We start from the raw sequence: 17,655 nt of genomic DNA, 5'->3' as shown, positions 1-17,655 counted from the left end.
AAGGAGCGACCAAGCGGCCCTATTTCCCGGACGGGCGCGGGCGGCGGCCTGGATTTTTAGACGCGACAACTTAACTCAGTGCTATTTCGTTCCTTGTCGGGAAAGTTGATAGTGACGTAGCCGTTGGCCGGGTCGCGGACATAGTCGAGATAGCTTGCGGTGCCTGGATTCTCGGCGTTGTCGGCCAGAATGAGTGCGCCGTGGGATAGCTGCTTCTCAATGAGCTGCAACACCGGAAGATACATTTCTTTCCAGCCGTCGAGCAGGACTACACCGACCTCTCCAGGGACCGCACCGAGCGTGGCCAGAGCGTCGCCGTCAAGGATGGTGATGAGGTCGTCAACACCGGCCGCCGCAAACGTTTGCTTTCCCGCTGCGACCTTCTTGGCGCTCAATTCCGTGGTGAAAATGTGACCCGAACCGTTGTCGCGCGCCGCGGCCGCCAAATGCAGCGTGGAGATGCCATAGGACATCCCGAACTCGATGACCGTCGCGGGTCTGACCGCTCGCACCATCGAATACAGCAGAAGGCCCGAGGTCGGGCTTATCGCCATGTAAGCGTCACTGGCGGCGTCGGCACGCTGCTGAGGACTGGCTGTTGCGGTCAAATGAAGTCCGCCGGGCCGGCCAGCGGCCCTTTGTGCGCGCGCCTTACCCCGTAGGTCTGCCAAGACATTATTGAGGGGCGCACGGTCTAGCGTGGACAGCATTCAAGATCTCACTTTCACTCATCGGTCACATCGACGGATCAACCGCGACGTGCACCGTCTAATCGCTGATAACGGAAGCCTCTGCGAGACTGCGTAATACCCGAATGACGCAGCGCCGGCTAATCGGCTCCTTCGCGAAGGCAATCGGGAGACGCCCTCACACTAGTTTCCATACCTAATTACCTTAGCGAAGGACTTGCCGAATTGCGCGGCTTCCTCAGGTGGTTCTTCCTGGCAGTTCCCTGCCGGTCGGGCGCTTTCGGGCCAGGAAGCCGGTCACTGAAATCATCTGGACCAGTCGGTGAATGGATGTTCCGGAGCTGCATAAACGGCGGGCCGCCCCATGCCCGCGGCAGTGCAGGGCGTTTGGTTGACATCGACACGCTGTGTCATCCGCTGCTGACGGTGATGTTGCATGTAAGTTGCTTACTTAACAAGAGTAACTACCAACGCGAGAGGCTGGCTGCAGCATGAAAACTAAGCGGGCGATCGCCGGCGCGGTGATTGCGGGTGCCCTGGGTCTAAGCGTGGCGGCCTTCGGCGCCGCGGCGGCAAGTGCAGATCCCCCACCACCGCCCGGACCTGGCCCCTTCGGACCACCACACCCAGGCCCTCCAGGGCCATTCGGCGGCCCGCCACCAGGTCCGGGACCATTCGGCGGCCCGCCACCAGGTCCGGGACCATTCGGCGGCCCGCCGCCACACCCGGGACCCTTTGGGGGGCCACCGCCACCGCGGTTCTGACCCAGGGCCGCACGGTCTGGGTAAGGAAGGACTTCGACCCAGTCTCCACCCGGGTGCACTACGACTGCGCTCCAAACAGTGGATGAGCAACGACACCCATGGTGGTCGCCGCGTCATGTTTGATTGAGGCGACCACCATGCCACCATGACGGTGGTTAACCGGTGCCGAGCAGGCGTTGCTTTTGTTCGGCGAATTCGGTGTCGGTCAGCGCGCCGGAGGCTCGCAGTTCGGCGAGTTTACCTAGCACGTCAGTGATTTCGCGCACCTCGGCTGCGGTTCCGGTCGGCGCGCTGCGCGGTGACTGTCTACGCTCTTGCATAGCCGCCCCCGTGAGGAGCGGGCGTCCGGGCGCGTCGCTCGTTGCGGCCGGTTGGCGACCCCGGGAATCGGCTGCGCCGCGGCCGGGCATCGCCATCAATGGCGCACCACCGAACAGCGGCATCTGGCCGCTGAACAGCCCAGAACCCGCGCGACTCGCCGGGGCAGCGCCGGCGGCGGGCGACTCGAGCGCGGTAAGGCGCACTTCCGGTGCCGCCGTCGACCAGCCCTGCGGCACCGACAAGCCGCCCAACGAGTTCGCCCGCCCCATTCCCGCGGACACCGCTGTTGCCTTTGCGGGCGGGCGCGAAACCGTGGGCTTTCCCGGTTTTTCCGGCACGGCCTTCGGCCTCGCGCCCGGTTCCACGATCTTGTGTTCGGTGTCGGAAATGAACCCCGCGGCGCCCGATACCCCGATCAGCCCGGTGCCGTTGCCGAGGAATGCAGAGCCGAGCGACACCAAGTTGTAGGGGTTCATGAAGCTGGAGAGATCGCTCAGCCCCGAGGACGCCGTCGACGAGGTGGTGAGGCTTTGCAGCGCGTTCGGCACCGCGGACATCGTATTGCTCGACAGCGCCGACTGCACGTGTCCGGCCGAGGTACCCGCGGCCTGCGTCGTCGCGGCAGTCTGCGCGGCCAGCCCGCCCTGATTGGTCGTCTGCTTGGGCGGGGTGAACGGCGTCACCTGCGAGGCAGCCTGCGACGCGCCCGCATAGCCGTACATCGCGGCGACGTCCTGGGCCCACATCTCGCCGTAGGCGACCTCAGTGGCCGCGATCGCCGGCGTGTTCTGGCCCAGCAGATTCGTGGCGACCAGCGACGACAACTGGGAACGGTTGGCCGCGACCACCGACGGGTGCACCGTCGCCGCATACGCCGACTCATAAGCTGTCGCAGCGGCTTTGGCCTGAGCGCCGGCCTGCGTGGCCTGCTCAGCGGTGGCGTTGAGCCAGGCCAGCTGCGGTGCGGCCGCAACCGCCGTCGCTGCCGCGGACGGCCCCTGCCAGGGCTCACTGGTAAGCCCCGAGATCACCGACTCGATGTTGGCCGCCGTGGTGTGCAGCTCATTGGCGAGCTCGTCCCACGCCGTCGCTGCGGCCAGCAGCGACCCCGCGCCGGGGCCTGCGTACATGCGGCCGGAATTGACCTCCGGCGACAATTCCGCGAAGTGCATTGAGTTCCTCTGGATCGTGCGGGCATGGTCATCTGACCCCCGCTCACGTTCCCTTTGGTACCACGCGCTCCCAATTCTCAATCCTGCGCGCAACATCGGCGCCGGGACCGATGTTCGGCGCCACGGTTTGCCGATTGCGCAGCTGCGCTGGTATTTCCATGTGTCTCCAAAGTCATTGCCCACGGCCAGGACTGGTGCATAAGCGGAAAGTGAACATATTCACACCCGGCCCGGTACCCGTAGCCGGCGGTACGTCGCTTCGACAGTCGAAGTGATAGCCCAACATGCGAGCCCATGGACGTCTGTCAGGCGGTGGTCTCCCCCGAGGCGGGGTATTCGGGGAGCCAACGCACCTGCGTGATGCGTTCGGTGAGTTCGGCGTCGCTGCGCGTCGGGGCGACGCCGTCCGCGACGGCCTGCACGGCGACGGCGTGCGCGATCCGCACCGCGATATCGGGCACGTCCGACCATGCGGGCAGCAGCGGCTGGTCGGGGTCGGTGAGGGCCGGCGACGCCTCGCCCAGGGTCTCGGCGGCGACCCGCATCATCTCGTCGGTGACCCGCGTCGCCTGAGCCGCGGTCACGGCCAGTCCCATCGCGGGGAAAATATAGACGTTATTGCATTGGGCCACTGGGCGTTCCACGCCGTTTCGGTGTAGCGGCGCGAACGGTGAGCCGGTGGCGATCAAGGCGCGCCCGTCGGTCCACTGATCCAATTCCGCGGGGTGCGCCTCGGCGCGGCTCGTCGGGTTGGAGAGCGGGAAGATGATCGGTCGCTCGGTCTTGTCGGCGAGCTCGCGCACGATGCCCTCGGTGAAGGCACCCGCCGCAGTCGACAGGCCGAGCAGCACACCCGCGTCGACATGGTGGACGACGTCGGCGAGCTGAGCGGGCCTTGAAAGACCCCATTGCGCAACGCGGCCGGCCGGCTGGGCGAATCCGCGCTGCGCGTCGGACAGATCGGTGCGATCATCGGTGAGCAGGCCGACCACGTCGACAACCCAAATGCGCTGCGAGGCCTCCTGTTCGGATAAGCCTTCGGTCATCATCTGCCGGCGAATCATGTCCAGCACTCCGATACCGGCCGAGCCGGCGCCGAGCATGACGACCTGTTGCTGCGAGAGCGGGCGGCCGGCGACTTTGGCGGCGCCGTGCAGCGCCCCCACGGTGACGGCGGCCGTCCCCTGGATGTCGTCGTTGAAGGTGAGGAGCTTGTCGCGGTAACGGGCCAGGATCGGCAGCGCATGCGCCGTGGCGAAGTCCTCCCACTGCAGCAGCACATTGGGCAGATGCTTGCGCACCGCGGTGACGAACTTGTCGATGAAGGCGTAGTAATCGTCGTCGTCGATGCGCCGGTGCCGCCAGCCCAGGTATTGCGGATCATCGAGAAGTTCGCTGTTGTCGGTACCCACGTCGAGCACGATCGGAAGGGTGCGCGCGGGATCGATCCCGCCGATCAGGGTGTAGAGGGAGAGCTTTCCGATCGGGATACCCATCCCGCCGATGCCCTGATCGCCCAGGCCGAGGATGCGCTGCCCGTCCGTCACCACGATCACGTCGACGTCGCGCTGCGGCCGGTTGTTCAGCACCTCGTCCAGGCAGTCACCCTCGGCGTAGGAAACGAACAATCCTCGCGGCCGCCGGTAGATCTCACTGAAACGCTGGCAGGCGTCACCCACGGTGGGGGTGTAGACGATTGGCAGCGCCTCGGGGATGTGATCACGCAGCACCCGGTAGAACAGTGTTTCGTTGCGGTCCTGCAATGCCCGCAGATAGATGTGTTTGTCGAGATCGTCGCGCCGAGTGGAGAATTCGTGCCAGCAGTGCTCGGCTTGCTGCTCCAGCGTCTTCACCGTCGTCGGCAGCAGACCCAAGAGCCCCAACCGCCGGCGCTCGGACTCCGTAAAGGCGGTGCCTTTGGTGGTCACCGCATCGAACAGTCGAGCCGTACCGCGCAGCTCATCGGGCATCGTCAACATCCGTTCTTTGCAAGATTCATGGTGACGAGAAACGACGGGTTGTCCCGACCATCATCGACCATCGGAGGACGCTTTGTCTGCGCGTGGCCGCCGCTCCGGGACGTTGCGCCCTGCGCACGGCCGGCGGAGTCTCTGCTCACCATGACGAGAACTACACGCTTGTTAGCGGCCGACGATGCCTATCCCGCTGGCGCGTGGGATCTCTGGCGCTCCACCGTGTTAACCTGCGCGTAACCCGTTGTGCGCTCGTGGTTTTCTGGTTCACCACGTCGGGATCGACTGAGTCACAGTTTGCTGCCGGCACTCCGGCATATCGTCGATCTTCCCTATCGACGTTGCCATTTGTAGGCGTAGTCCCTAGCGCCGCGGCGCTTTTGAACGTCGCTTAATCGTTTGCCCGATTCAGCGGCCCAGGAAACTTTCGCTGACACTATTCCAATACGGCCATACATCACGTTATGGTAAACGAGGCGCCGATTGGGCAGGTCCACCAGCAACTGGTGAGGTCAGCTCAACATAGCGCCTGCTCCGTGGGTGGGATCGACAGGTTGGGTCATCTCGTCGAGATAAATGCTTGTTTGGCTGTTAGTTCCGTGTTAACAACGCGCGAATTGAATGGCCCTGCGTTGTCGACTACCTCACACGAGCACCCATTTGGTTGACAGAACTTTCCGTGCGATAGCTCAGGCCCGAAAGGGGAATTTCATGATTGCGCCGCGGGATCGCCGGCGAGTCATTTATTTGCGCCGCTTGCCAACACGTGGACCGTCAACTCGAACCCCAACCAGCTCAATCACCGGCGTGGATTGCCCGCCGCGGCACGCCCCAGGTGACTTGCTGGGCATGCGGAACTGGACCGCTTCGGGAACCGACTTACTCAGCAATTCATGCGCGGTGCCGTTATGGTCATCCAAACCGGCGTCGCAGCTGACGGACGAAAGGTAGCGCATGTTCTTGGGCACGGTTGAGGACTGGACGGCCGAGGGCACGGTCGTATCCTGGTACCCCACGGCCGCCACCTATCGGCGCGCCGCCGAAGCGCAGCATCACCCCGCCCCGGTGAGCTATCAGCAGGCGCAGCACCTCCGCTATTACCGACGCCAGGTCAACCGCGGCCGTGATATCCCCCGGTTGTGCATCGGGGCCTGGGAAATCAACGGCGTCTGCGATATCGATGCGATGACCCAAGCCGTGAACAGTCACCTGCGGCGACACGACACCTACCACGACCGCTTCGCGTTCGGCGATAACGACGGGATCCTTCGCTATGTCATTCCCGACCCGGAGGCCATCACCTTGGCGCCATCGGATCTCGGGCGGATGGCGCCGAACCAGATTCGCAAACTGCTTCTCGATACTCCCGACCCACTGCAATGGGACTGCTTTACCTTCGGCATCATTCAGGCCGAAGACCGGTTCACCATCTATATCGCCGTCGACCACTTGCGCGCCGACGGCATGTCGGCGGGGGTGATCTTCCTCGACATCCAGACGATGTACTTCGCCGCGCTGCAGACCGCGGAAAACCCGCTGCCGCCCGCTCCGAGCCATCGCGAATACAGCGCGAATCAGCACGCGTACACCAGGGGCCTGAACGAGGAGTCGCCCGAGATCCAATCGTGGCGGGCTTTTCTCGCGGCGAATGATGGGGCGCTCCCGAAATTCCCGCTGGAACTGGGTGAGTCGAATGCGGACACGCCGGGAGCCATCGACGTATTCGATCTGATCGATGACGACCAGGGCCGACGGTTCGAGGCGGTCTGCCGTGCGGCGGGTGCGCGTTTCAGCGGTGGCGTGTTCGCCTGCGCCGCGCTGACCGAACACCGGTTAACCGGCGCCGCAACGTATTTCGGACTCACGCCATTCGACAACCGACGGGAGCCCGCGTACGCCACCGCGGTCGGTTGGCTGGCCAGTTTCGTCCCGTTGGCGATTCCCACCGCCGATGCGTCGTTCGATGAGGTGGTCAGCGCCGCCCAGGCGTCTTTCGACGGCAACACCGCCTTGGGCGCCGTGCCCTACTACCACCTGCTCGAATCCACCGACCCGTCGTCGGACCCCATCGAGGTCCCGGACCGTCCGGTCCCGATGCTGTCCTACATCGACATCCGCAAGTTGCCGTTCGGCGATTACTTCGACGGCCTGCGCGCCGGCGTGTGGGGCGATAACCGGCTGTCGGAGACGGTGTGCATGTGGGTCAATCGGATGCACGACAAGACGCAGTTGGTGGTCGCCTACCCTGGCACCGACGTCGCCCGCGGGTCCGTTCTGCGCTACGTCGAGACGATGCGTGCCGAGTTCAGCCGGGTCTGCGATGGCGGACTGCGTATCGATGCGTGATGTGGTTCCGGTCGTGGCGTCGCAGGAGGTCTCGGTATGAGTGCCCTGGTGGCACTCACTTGGCGGACGGTGTCAGCCTCTCGGCGCGACGCTGACCTGCTTTTCGCCGCACTGGCACCGGTGGGCTGTTTCCTGGGGTTCACCCTGGTTCTCGGCGGCCTCATCCACACCGGCCCGATGAGCTATCCGCAGTATGTCGTTCCGGTGGTCATCGTGCAGGCGATGCTGTTCGGGGCCATGACAACGGCCGACCGCGCCGCACGAGACCGGTTGTCCGGCTTCGGTTCCCGGCTTCGCACCCTGCCGGTTTCCGCGGCGGTGCCGCTGGGCGCGCGGATGCTCTATTGCCTGACGCGCGCGATCATCGCGTTGATCGCGGCCATCGCGGTCGGATGGTTGTTCGACTTCCGGATGGAAGGCGGCCCCGGTGACACGGTTCTGTTCGTGATCATCGTAGTGGCGTTCGCGATGGCGGTCTGTCTCGGTGCGGATGCCCTCGGCTCCCGGGTCGGCTCCGTCGAATCGTCGAGCCAATTACTGCTTCTCCCCCAACTGGTCCTTATCTTGTTGTCCACCGGAATCGCTCCGGCGGAATCGTTTCCGGCATGGCTCGGACCGTTCATTCGCAACCAACCGGTATCTCAGGTCACCGAGACGCTCCGCGGCCTCGCCACCGGTCACGTCACCGGCAGGGATCTGTCGGTGACATTGACGTGGTGCCTTGGCCTGCTGGCACTTTTCGGCGTTCTCGCGGTACGGATGCAGCGACGCGTCAGCGCGGGAAGTTCGGGCGCGCCGCTGATCGTCCGCAGGGCAGGTCGAGATGAGTCTCCGGCGCGCGATGCGTCCACAGATCAGACGCCGGTGGCCGTTAGCGCCGTTGCACGGCACGAGATTCCGTGCGCTACGTCGCTGACCGCCTTCGTCAGCCAAAGCGCTTCGGAGGCGGGACGGCTGCTGCGCCGCTGGCGCCGCGACCCGATTGTCGCGGTGCAAGCGCTGTTGTTTCCGACCTTTCTCCTCATCATCTACAAACTGCTGGTGGGCAAATCCGTCCTGGCCGCCACCGGACACGACAGCCTGTATGGGCTGGTCCCGATGTGCGCGGTGGTCGGCGCGGTGTTCGGAACCCTCGGCGCCGGTCTGGCTCTGCCATCCGAACGCGAGTCCGGTGTGCTGACCAGGCTGTGGGTGCAGCCGGTTCACCGGGCCAGCACCGTGGCGGGTCGATTGGTCGCCGAGGCCGCGCGAACCGTCGCCTCCGCCCTGGTGCTCACCGTCTTCGGGATCGCCTTGGGCCTGCGATTCAACTACGGCTGGATCGCCGTGCTCGCTTTCGTCCTGATGCCCGTGGTGATTTCGGCCGGCATGGCGACGTTGGTCATCGCCATCGCTGCGCGCGCGGACGGCAAGGCGATGGTGACCTGGCTGGGCGCGGGGTGCATAGTGCTGCTGTTCCTCAACACCGGCGTGGCTCCCGCCGAGGTGTTTCCGGGCTGGCTGCAACCGGTAGTGCGATTTTCGCCCATCTCCCCGACGATCGAGGCGATGCGCGCGCTCGCGGAGGGCGGTCCGGTGCTGTCGCCGCTGTGGCAGGCGGGCCTGTGGGGCGGCGTGCTGGTCGCGGTGTTCGCGCCGGTGGCGGTGCGCGGATATCGCGCTGCGGCCGAGGCGGGGTGTTAGTGGCGAGGCTGGCGCTGCTGGACCAGGCCGCCTTCCTACGGCTGCGCGCCACCGGTCAGGGCAGCACCGTGCAGTCCACGTGGATCTACGACCGCGACGTGGACATCGACGAATTGCGGTCCTTCAACGACAATCTCGGTGCCGGCTTGCTCGGACGCCGGATCGAGCGTTCGCCGCTGCCGTTCGGGCGTCATCGCTGGGTGATCGACAGCCGCTCGCCCGACATCGCGTGGGAACCGCGTCGACCGCGGGGTGAGATTGGGACGTGGCTCGAACGACGCGCCCAGGTGCGTGTCGATCCCGAGCACGGCCCGACGTTTCATCTCGGCGTGCTGCCGTTGGACGACGGCGGTGCGGCGGTCACGCTGGTGGCGTCGCACTGCGTAGTCGACGGGCTCGGGCTGGTGTTGGCCGTCGCCGAAGCGGTCAAGGGAGAACGACGCAATCTTGGTTATGCACAGCCGAATTCACGCGGGCGGAAAAGCGCGCTGTTGGAGGACCTGGTCAATGCGGTTCGTGCCCTGCCGGCGGCGATCCGCGCGCTCATCGCGACCCTGCTGATTTTGCTCAGGGCCTCGTCCGGTCAGCGGGGTCAGTCGCCCGCGTGGCGGCCACGGGGGCCTGGCGCGATTGACGACCCGAACGCCTCGCCGTCGGTGACGATCCAAACCGACGCCGCGGCGTGGGAGGCGCGAGCGCGCGCCCTCAACGGAAGCGGCAACGCACTTTTCGTCGCGTTCGCCACTCGCCTGGCTCACCGGATGGGCAGGGTGCTGCCCGATGGGGACTTCGTGACGGTCGTGCTACCGGTCAGCGACCGCACCCCCGACGACGACCGCGCCAATGCGCTGACCTCGATCACGCTGACCGTCGACGGCACAGCGGTGGCTGACGACTTGAGCGCCGTACGCGCCGACGTCAAGAGTTCGCTGACGGCCCTCGAGCAAGAACCCAACGAAATGCTCGCCGGACTGCCGCTCATTCCCTTCACGCCGCGCTGGCTGGTGCGGCGCGCCGAAGGCATCGCCATGTCGTCCGGCCAGCTTCCGGTGGGTTGTTCCAACCTCGGGAGCCTTGACAGCGCCGTCGGCCGCATCGATGGCGCCGATGCGACCGAGGTCTCGATGCGGCTCGCCGAGCAGGGCATCACCCAGGCCCGCATCGAGCAGGCACAGGGCCAGTTATTCTGCGGCACAGGCACCGTCAACGGCAGCCGGTTTCTCACCGTCGTTGCGTATCAGAACGGCGCCGGCGCCACCACAGCCACGCGCGAGCTCGCATGCGCCGCGCTGGCCGACCTGCAGCTGTCCGCCTCCACCGTGTACGAGGGCCGGGTCTGATGGTGGACCTGGGCGTCAAGGCCGAGCCACGTGCCCGGAACCGCGTTGTGGGTATCGGCGCCGCGATCGCGGCGTGGACGGCGCTGGTGCTGTGGTGCGCGATCAAGGTCGTTCCGCTCGATGTGTACTGGATGTCGTATTACGCCGCCGACTACACGCACGGCTTCGTTCGGCGCGGCCTCGCCGGTGAACTGGTTCGGTTGGCCCCCAACCACTACTTCGGGGCCACGCTGGGTCTGCGCTGGCTGTCGACCGCGATCTACCTGTGCGGCCTGGCCGCGGTCGCGGGCGTGGTGCTGTTGGGTGGCCATCGGTCTGAGCGCCGGCTGATGGTTGCGATGGTGATTCCGTTGCTGCCCTTCGGGGTTCCGTTCGCGGCGTTCTCGGCGCGCCCCGACCTGTTCGGCGGGGCGGCCCTCGCGCTGTTCAGCTCGGCGCTGGCGTTCACACGTTCTCGTGCGGTCGCGATGGGTTGGTGCGCAATCTACGGCAGCGTGATCGCGGTGCTGACGCTGATACACGAGGCGATAGGGCTGCAGTTCGCTTTGGGTGCGGTGCTGGCGATCATCATCCTCGGCGGCGCGCTGGGCTCCGCCCGGCGCCTTGGCGCGCTCGTGGCCGTGATTCCGGGCGTCATCAGCACGGCCGTGGTGGCGGCGTTCGGCCGCCACCACGTCGCGTCACAACTGTGCGCGGCCGTGCCGCATCACCCGATGCCAAACCCATTCGCAACAGTCACGTCGCCGGAAACGCTGCTGCGCTTCGTGCTCGACGGACGGTCCAGTCAGACGGACTATCACGACTGGGTGTGCCGCAACGTGACGCCGAACTACGACAACGGCATCGCGGATGCCATTCGCAGCGTCGGCCATATCGGAGCACTGGGTCTCACCGTCTCGTTGATCTTCGGTGCCGCCGCCGTAGCGGTGACGCTGTGGGGCCTCGGGGAGCTTTCCGGCGTACCGCTGCGCGCGTTCATCGAGGCGTTGCAGGGTCGGATAGCCTGGGTTGCCGCCGGGCTGTTGCTGGTTCTCCCGGTCTTTTTCACCGGCTACGACTGGACACGCTGGCTGACAATTATCGCGTTCGACGTCGCGATCGTGTTCATTCTCTTCTGCGCACGTCGACCGGAGATCGAACAAGCCGCCCCACCAAAAACCCTGCGATTGTTTGCTTTTCTCGTTTTCGCATTCGCGCTGATCCCGGTGGGCGCTGTTCCGGGTTTCGGCGGCCCGCTAATGGCGTAGACGGCGGAAGCGAATGGCGCGCATCGCTGCCGGTAGCGCGTCGGTCTCGGTTAACCGCGAGTGTCGTCAGTCCATTCGGTGCCGCTCCACCAACGCGCGAAAGCTTGTCGCCACGGGTCCTCGTACCATCCCGCTCTGGGCACGGCGCTCGATGCTGTTCGTGCGTTCCGACGAGCGGCCTGCTCGGCTCTCTGTTGACCATCGCTTTGTTGGAGGCCTTCTTCAGACGCGGTGCTCTGTTGTCGTTGGAGCGCTTCGCGGTCTCGCTCACTAAGCTGGCGGTTTCGCTCATTGATCTGGCGATCTTGCGCCATCATCTTCTGACTGATCTCCTGGTACCGCTGCACTGCCCGTTCGTGCGCTTGTTGATGTCCAGTGTCCACTTCCTGATCCCTCCGGCGGCTTCTGGTTCTGCATTTGCCGTACAGGCGGTTGCCCCAAGGGCGCGCTGAAGCGCATTGTTGCCCAACCAAATTGAGTGTTCTTTCTCCCCGCTACCCGCAGTCAGTGCTGTCCGCGCGGATTGACGGCAGACGATGAGACTGCTGACATGGCGAACCCCTCTCCACGGCGCCGTTACACCGGTCAGATAGCCAAGTTTTGGCCTCCTGCGAAAGGGCCGCCTAGCGTAGTCGGCTACTCGACTGATTCGGCCTACTGCGCGGTTCGCGACCGGCGGTCACCAAACCCTCGGTCGCGCAGCGTCGTTTCGGATGACGACCAACAGCGATGGGCGTACTCGCGCGACCCCCACGGCCCGGCTGTTTCAGCAGCGGCAGCGAGGCGTGTAAGAGCACAAGCTCCCCAAAGCTGCCATTGACCAATGTCACCATTTGGTGTTGACTGCGTTGTATGACGGACGGCGTTCCGGCTCGCGGGTCGTTGCGATCCCGCGGCGCGGCAGCGGTAAGTACGTACACCCTTCGGCCGATCACCAGCAGGATTCCGCCCGAACGGGCCTGGGGGCTGTGGCTATCGCGCCAGATCATCGCCAGGATCATGGGGACGTTCGGGCCCTCGCTCGCGGGCACTCGCGTCGAGTCGGTCGACGTCAAGCTGCCCGACGGCCGCCGCGTCAAGGGTGAATGGGTCTATGGACCACGAACGCCCACCAGCGAGACCGAGCGGTCCTCAATCAGCGAGGGTGCGATCTACTACGTGCACGGCAGCGGGTACGCCGTGTGTTCACCAAAGACGCACCGCCGCTTGACATCCTGGCTTTCGGCCCTGACCGGACTGCCGGTGTTCTGCATCGATTACCGACTGGCCCCCCGTCATCGCTTCCCCACCGCGGCTGACGACGTCCGCGCGGGCTGGGACTGGCTGGTCAACACCTGCGAGGTGCCGTCGAAACAGATTGTGATCGCCGGTGATTCGGCGGGCGGTCACCTGTCGGTGGACTTGCTGCTGCAGCCGGAGGTCGATCAGCCCGCCGCGATGGTGCTGCTCTCTCCCCTGTACGACCTCACGTTCGAGCTGTCGCTGGCGCGCGAACGGATTCGCCCCGATCCCGCCACCCGGGCGGCGAGCGCGGTCCGCCTGGTCGGCCTCTACCACAGCGGCATCGAGCCCACCCACCAACGGCTGACGCTCGACGTCGCCGGAGGCGCCGCACTTCCCCCCACCCTGATCCAGGCCGGTGGGGCCGAGATGCTGCAAGACGATGCGCGCCAACTCGCCGCCGACATCCGCACCGCCAGCGGCCGATGCGAACTGCAGATCTGGCCGCACCAAGTGCACGTCTTCCAGGCGTTGCCACGCATGACACCCGAGGCCGCCAAGGCCATGGCCTATGTCGCGCGGTTCATCGCCCACGCGCTGCAGGATGCGCGCGCCGCCACCGAGGAGGTCCACTGACCATGTTCGGCCCCGTAGACAGACTGCTCAACCGGCCGAAAACCAGCCGGGGCGCGTCGGCGGTGGTGACTGGTGCCGGAAGCGGCATCGGTGCCGCCTTCGCCGTCGAACTGGGCAAGCGTGGCGGCGCGGTGGTGTGCAGTGACATCGACGAGGCAGCCGCTCAGCGCACCGCCGACGCGATCACGGAGCGCGGCGCCAAGGCGGTGGCAATCCGTTGCGACGTATCGCGATTCGAGGACGTGCAGGCGCTGGCCGAACGGTCGCAGGCCTGGTTCGCGGCTCCACCCACGCTGGTGATCAACAACGCCGGCGTCGGTGCGGGCGGTGCCGCCATCGGCGAGGCGCCGCTGGACGACTGGCGGTGGACGTTGGGCATCAACCTGTGGGGTCCTATCCACGGCTGCCACGTGTTCACCCCGATCCTGCGCGAGGCCGAGCGGTCGCGCGCGCCGCGGGGCATCATCAACGTGGCCTCGGCGGCGGCGTTCGGTGCGGCTCCCGGCATGGCTGCCTACAACGTCAGCAAGGCCGGTGTGCTGTCGCTCTCGGAGACCCTCGCCGCCGAACTGGCCGGCACGCCGGTGCGCGTCACCGTGCTGTGCCCGACCTTCGTCAAGACCAACATCCTCGAATCCGGCCGGATCAGTGAACAATCCAGCGAGCTGGCCGGAAAGCTGATGCGCTGGACGGGATTATCCGCGGAGAAAGTCGCGCGCACCTGTTTGGACGCCCACGACCGCGGCGAGCTGTACTGCATGCCCCAATACGACGCCAAGATCGGCTGGAACATCAAACGGCTTGCCCCGCAAACCTATACACGCGCGGCCGGCCTGGTATCCCGCATCAACCTGCCCTGATCACCCGAACGAAAGGAGCTGACGGTGGCCATCGACATGGAAGCCATGCTCGCCAAGATCAAGGATCGACAGTGGGCACTCGCCGACATCGACTGGGACGCGCCCGGCGCGGACTTGATCAGTGATGAACAGCGGCCACAGCTCAAGGCATTCATGGCCGACCTGTGCTGGATCGAGAACATCGGCGCCAGGGGCTTCGCGGCGCTGGCGAAGAAGGCGCCCACCCCGACCATCGCCGAGATCTACCGCTACTTCCACGCCGAGGAGCAGCGCCACGCCAACGCTGAACTAGCGCTGATGAAGCGCTGGGGCATGCTCGCGGACGGTGAGGTTCCCGAGCCGAACGTGAACATCCGACTGGCCATCGACTGGCTGGACCGCTGGGCCGACGACATGCCGCTGTCTCTGCTCGGCACGGTCATCCCGATGCTGGAAGTCGCGCTGGACGGCGCACTGCTGAAATTCCTCCTCGACGAGGTCCACGACCCGGTGTGCCATCGGGTGTTCGAGAAGATCAACAATGACGAATCACGGCATCTAGTGGTCGATTTCGAAGTCCTCGACATGATTGGACACGCGAAGATCCGACGAATGCTGATCGACTTCATCGGCCACAACGCCACACCGGGCCTCATCATCGGCGCGGTCATGGGCGCACCGCTGATCAACAGAATCCGCAACGAGATCACCGCCATGGGCATGGAGCCCGAGCGGCTCTACAAGGCCGTGAAGCGATTCAAGGAACTGGGCGACCGCGGCGAACACGCCAGGCGGGTACCGACCTACCGGTTCCTGAGGCGCTACGCCGGAGTGGTCACGAATCCCCGCCATCCCTACCACCTGCTGGCCAATTCGATGGTATGGCTTTCCGACCGGTATCCGCGGCCCCTGCTGCCATCGGTACCCACCTGGGTCCGAGAAGTCACCCACGAGCCGGCGGCGTGACCATGGCGAACAACCGCGCCCACGCGGCGCTCATCATCGGAGCCGGCTTCACCGGACTGGGGGCGGCGATCCGCCTGGCCGAAGCCGGAGTCGACGACATCGTGATGCTCGAGCGCGCCGACCGTGTCGGCGGAACCTGGCGCGACACAACGTATCCCGGCGCCAGCTGCGACGTCCCGTCGCTGCTCTACTCGTACTCCTTCGTCAAGAACCCGACCTGGTCACGCACCTACTCTCCCGCGCCCGAGATCTACCGGCACCTCGAGGACATGGCGAACAGGTTCGACATCCGCAGCCGCGTCAAGTTCGGCCACGAGGTCAAGGACCTGACCTTCGACGAGGAAGCCGGTGTCTGGACGGCGACCACCAAGAACCGCAAGAAGTTTCGCGCCCGCACCGTCGTGCTGGCCTCCGGCCCGCTGTCCGACGTCAGCTTCCCCGACATCCGGGGCCTGGACAGCTACCGCGGACACAAGATCCACAGCGCACGCTGGGATCACGACTACGATTTCACCGGCAAGCGCGTCGCGGTCATCGGTACCGGCGCCAGCGCCATCCAGATCATCCCCGAACTGGTCAAGCGGGCCGGGTTCGTCAAGGTATTCCAGCGCACGCCGTGCTGGGTGCTGCCACGCCTCGACGTCGCCACCCCACCGGCCGTGCAATCCCTGTTCGCCAAAGTCCCTGCCACCCAACAGCTTGCGCGCCAAGCGTTGTATTGGGGCCACGAGGCCAGCGCCACCGCGCTGGTGTGGGACACCCCGCTGACGTCGCTGGTCGCCCGGCTCGGCCGGGCGCACCTGCGCGCCCAGGTGAAAGACCCGTGGTTGCGGCGGCAGCTGACGCCGGACTTCCGGCCCGGGTGCAAACGCATGCTGGTGTCCAGCGAGTACTACCCCGCGCTACAGCGCGACAACTGCAAGCTGATCGACTGGCCGATCGCCACGTTGAGTCCGGCCGGTATTCGCACCAGCGACGGCATCGAGCATCACCTCGATTGCATCGTGTTCGCCACCGGTTATGACGTGCACCTGACCGGTCCGCCCTTCGGAGTCACCGGGCTGAGTGGCCGGTCGCTGGCCGCCGAATGGACCGGTGGCGCACAGGCTTACAAGAGCATCAACGTGCACGGCTATCCGAACCTGTTCGTCATGACCGGCCCCAACTCGGGACCGGGCCACAACTCGCTGCTGGTGTACATCGAGGGCCAGCTGGACTACGCGGTACGCGGGATCACCACCGTCCTGAACGACGACCTGCGTTACCTCGATGTGCGCGAAGAGGTCCAGCGTCGCCACAACGAGGCCCTGCAACGCCGGCTCACCAAGACGACGTGGATGTCGGGCTGCCGCAGTTGGTACCTCACCAAGGACGGATTCAACGGGTCGATGTACCCCGGTTTCGCCACGCAGTATCTTCGCCAGATGAGGGATTTCCGGTACGAGGACTATCAGGCGGTGGCACATCACGCCCAGACGCAGGCCACCGCGTCGGCCTGAGATGCCGCACTGACATGGCCACTGAGCGCGCAGCGCGGCCCGAACCCGGCACCATCGCCAGCGTGCTGCACAACGTGCGGCGCGCACCCAAACGGGTTCGGCGCCAATCGCGGGAGTATCGCCAACTCATCGAGGGGGCGGTGTCCCAGCTTTTCGACGCTGCCGCCCGGCACCCGCACGGCGACGCGAACTCCGGTGAGTACCGAATCGACGACCTGGCCCGGCTGGCCGGCACCACCACCCGCAATATCCGCGTCTACCGGGACCGCGGGCTACTACCGCCCCCGCTGCGGGTGGGGCGAATCGCGCTGTTCAACGACACCCACCTGACCCGGCTGCGGCTCATCACCTCGATGCTCGACCGCGGCTACACCATCGCACACGTGCGAGAAATGGTCGGCGCGTGGGAGGAAGGCAAAAACCTCGGCGACGTACTGGGTCTGGAAACGGCGATCGTCGGCACCTGGACCACCGAAAAGCCGGTGACGGTGGCGCTGGCCGACGCCCAGCGACTGGTCGATGATCCCAACGCATTCGAGCGCCTGGTGGCGCTGCAGGTGATCCGGATCGATGGGCCGCAAGCGACCATCACCCGCCCGAAACTCATCGAAGCGTTCAACGAAATCCGGGGCTACGGCGTCAAATTCGACAAGCTCATCGACCTTCACGAGCAGATCGTCCCGGAGATCGACAAGATCAGCGACATGCTGGTGCGCGCCGGAGCCGAACACGTGCTGGATCGCATCAAGCCCGGCGAACCGTTGCCGGCCGACGCCGAGATCGCCGAACTGATCACGATGCTGGTGCGCTTCCGGACTCAAGCCGTGGCTACCGTCACCGCGACACTCGCATCGTCGATCGAATCGAACATCGAGTCACTCGTCGGCCGCATTTTGGCCGACTATCTCGAATCGAGCTCTTCGGTCTGATTCTGGATCAGCGCGCACGGCCCGAGGCTG

At 65.6% G+C, this 17,655-nt stretch carries 14 protein-coding genes; 10 read left to right on the top strand and 4 right to left on the bottom strand.

The genetic code is table 11. The features are described from left to right. Positions 1–56: 56 nt before the first annotated feature. The 3 genes from A5708_RS20420 to A5708_RS20410 form a co-directional block, all read right to left on the bottom strand. Positions 57–710, bottom strand: a complete 654-nt coding sequence (locus tag A5708_RS20420) for an O-methyltransferase (RefSeq protein WP_065030364.1) — start codon at positions 708–710, stop codon at positions 57–59. Between the two features lie 898 nt (positions 711–1,608). Further along, positions 1,609–2,946: a PPE family protein, SVP subgroup gene (locus A5708_RS20415; protein ID WP_065030363.1), complete on the bottom strand. Its 1,338-nt coding sequence runs from the start codon at positions 2,944–2,946 to the stop codon at positions 1,609–1,611. A gap of 305 nt (positions 2,947–3,251) precedes the next feature. After that, on the bottom strand, positions 3,252–4,916 hold the full coding sequence (locus A5708_RS20410; protein WP_065030375.1) for an NAD-dependent malic enzyme: 1,665 nt from the start codon (positions 4,914–4,916) through the stop codon (positions 3,252–3,254). A 957-nt stretch (positions 4,917–5,873) separates the two neighbouring features. Here A5708_RS20410 and A5708_RS20405 point away from each other — a divergent pair. Genes A5708_RS20405 through A5708_RS20390 form a run of 4 tightly spaced genes read left to right on the top strand, consistent with a single transcriptional unit; the run spans position 5,874 to position 11,535 of the window. Beyond that, complete coding sequence (locus A5708_RS20405) at positions 5,874–7,265, top strand: condensation domain-containing protein (protein ID WP_065030362.1); 1,392 nt, start codon at positions 5,874–5,876, stop codon at positions 7,263–7,265. A 36-nt stretch (positions 7,266–7,301) separates the two neighbouring features. Then, positions 7,302–8,948, top strand: coding sequence for an ABC transporter permease (locus tag A5708_RS20400; RefSeq protein WP_065030361.1), 1,647 nt, complete (start codon positions 7,302–7,304; stop codon positions 8,946–8,948). After that, entirely contained in the window at positions 8,948–10,288 is a 1,341-nt protein-coding gene (locus tag A5708_RS20395; protein WP_065030360.1) for a hypothetical protein, read from the top strand. The genes A5708_RS20400 and A5708_RS20395 overlap by 1 nt, the downstream gene beginning before the upstream one ends. Then, positions 10,288–11,535 carry a hypothetical protein gene (locus A5708_RS20390; RefSeq protein WP_065030359.1) on the top strand — a complete coding sequence of 416 codons (1,248 nt, stop codon included), beginning with the start codon at positions 10,288–10,290 and terminating at the stop codon, positions 11,533–11,535. The genes A5708_RS20395 and A5708_RS20390 overlap by 1 nt, the downstream gene beginning before the upstream one ends. A 50-nt stretch (positions 11,536–11,585) precedes the next feature. On the opposite strand, the gene A5708_RS28040 is transcribed toward A5708_RS20390, so the two are convergent. After that, positions 11,586–11,849, bottom strand: a complete 264-nt coding sequence (locus A5708_RS28040; RefSeq protein ID WP_419538346.1) for a DUF2510 domain-containing protein — start codon at positions 11,847–11,849, stop codon at positions 11,586–11,588. On the opposite strand from A5708_RS28040, the gene A5708_RS27640 reads away from it, so the two are divergent. The 6 genes from A5708_RS27640 to A5708_RS20360 all read left to right on the top strand — a co-directional run bounded on the left by A5708_RS27640 (position 11,730) and on the right by A5708_RS20360 (position 17,625). Beyond that, positions 11,730–11,987, top strand: a complete 258-nt coding sequence (locus A5708_RS27640) for a hypothetical protein (RefSeq protein WP_065030358.1) — start codon at positions 11,730–11,732, stop codon at positions 11,985–11,987. The two genes, A5708_RS28040 and A5708_RS27640, sit on opposite strands and share 120 nt — an antisense overlap. Before the next feature lie 400 nt (positions 11,988–12,387). After that, positions 12,388–13,392, top strand: a complete 1,005-nt coding sequence (locus tag A5708_RS20380) for an alpha/beta hydrolase (protein WP_065030357.1) — start codon at positions 12,388–12,390, stop codon at positions 13,390–13,392. Between the two features lie 2 nt (positions 13,393–13,394). Further along, positions 13,395–14,252 carry an SDR family NAD(P)-dependent oxidoreductase gene (locus A5708_RS20375; protein ID WP_065030356.1) on the top strand — a complete coding sequence of 286 codons (858 nt, stop codon included), beginning with the start codon at positions 13,395–13,397 and terminating at the stop codon, positions 14,250–14,252. Between the two features lie 24 nt (positions 14,253–14,276). Continuing rightward, a complete protein-coding gene (locus A5708_RS20370) occupies positions 14,277–15,197 on the top strand; it encodes a reductase (protein ID WP_065030355.1) in 921 nt (306 codons plus the stop codon). Positions 15,198–15,199: 2 nt separating this feature from the next. Then, positions 15,200–16,696, top strand: coding sequence for a flavin-containing monooxygenase (locus A5708_RS20365; RefSeq protein WP_419538345.1), 1,497 nt, complete (start codon positions 15,200–15,202; stop codon positions 16,694–16,696). A gap of 14 nt (positions 16,697–16,710) precedes the next feature. After that, on the top strand, positions 16,711–17,625 hold the full coding sequence (locus A5708_RS20360) for a MerR family transcriptional regulator (RefSeq protein ID WP_065030353.1): 915 nt from the start codon (positions 16,711–16,713) through the stop codon (positions 17,623–17,625). Positions 17,626–17,655: the final 30 nt, after the last annotated feature.

The organism is Mycobacterium colombiense, from assembly GCF_001672755.1.
Classification (GTDB): Bacteria; Actinomycetota; Actinomycetes; order Mycobacteriales; family Mycobacteriaceae; genus Mycobacterium; species Mycobacterium colombiense_C.
The sequence above is the reverse complement of the archived record's forward strand: the minus strand, read 5'-3'. Positions and strand labels throughout refer to the sequence as shown.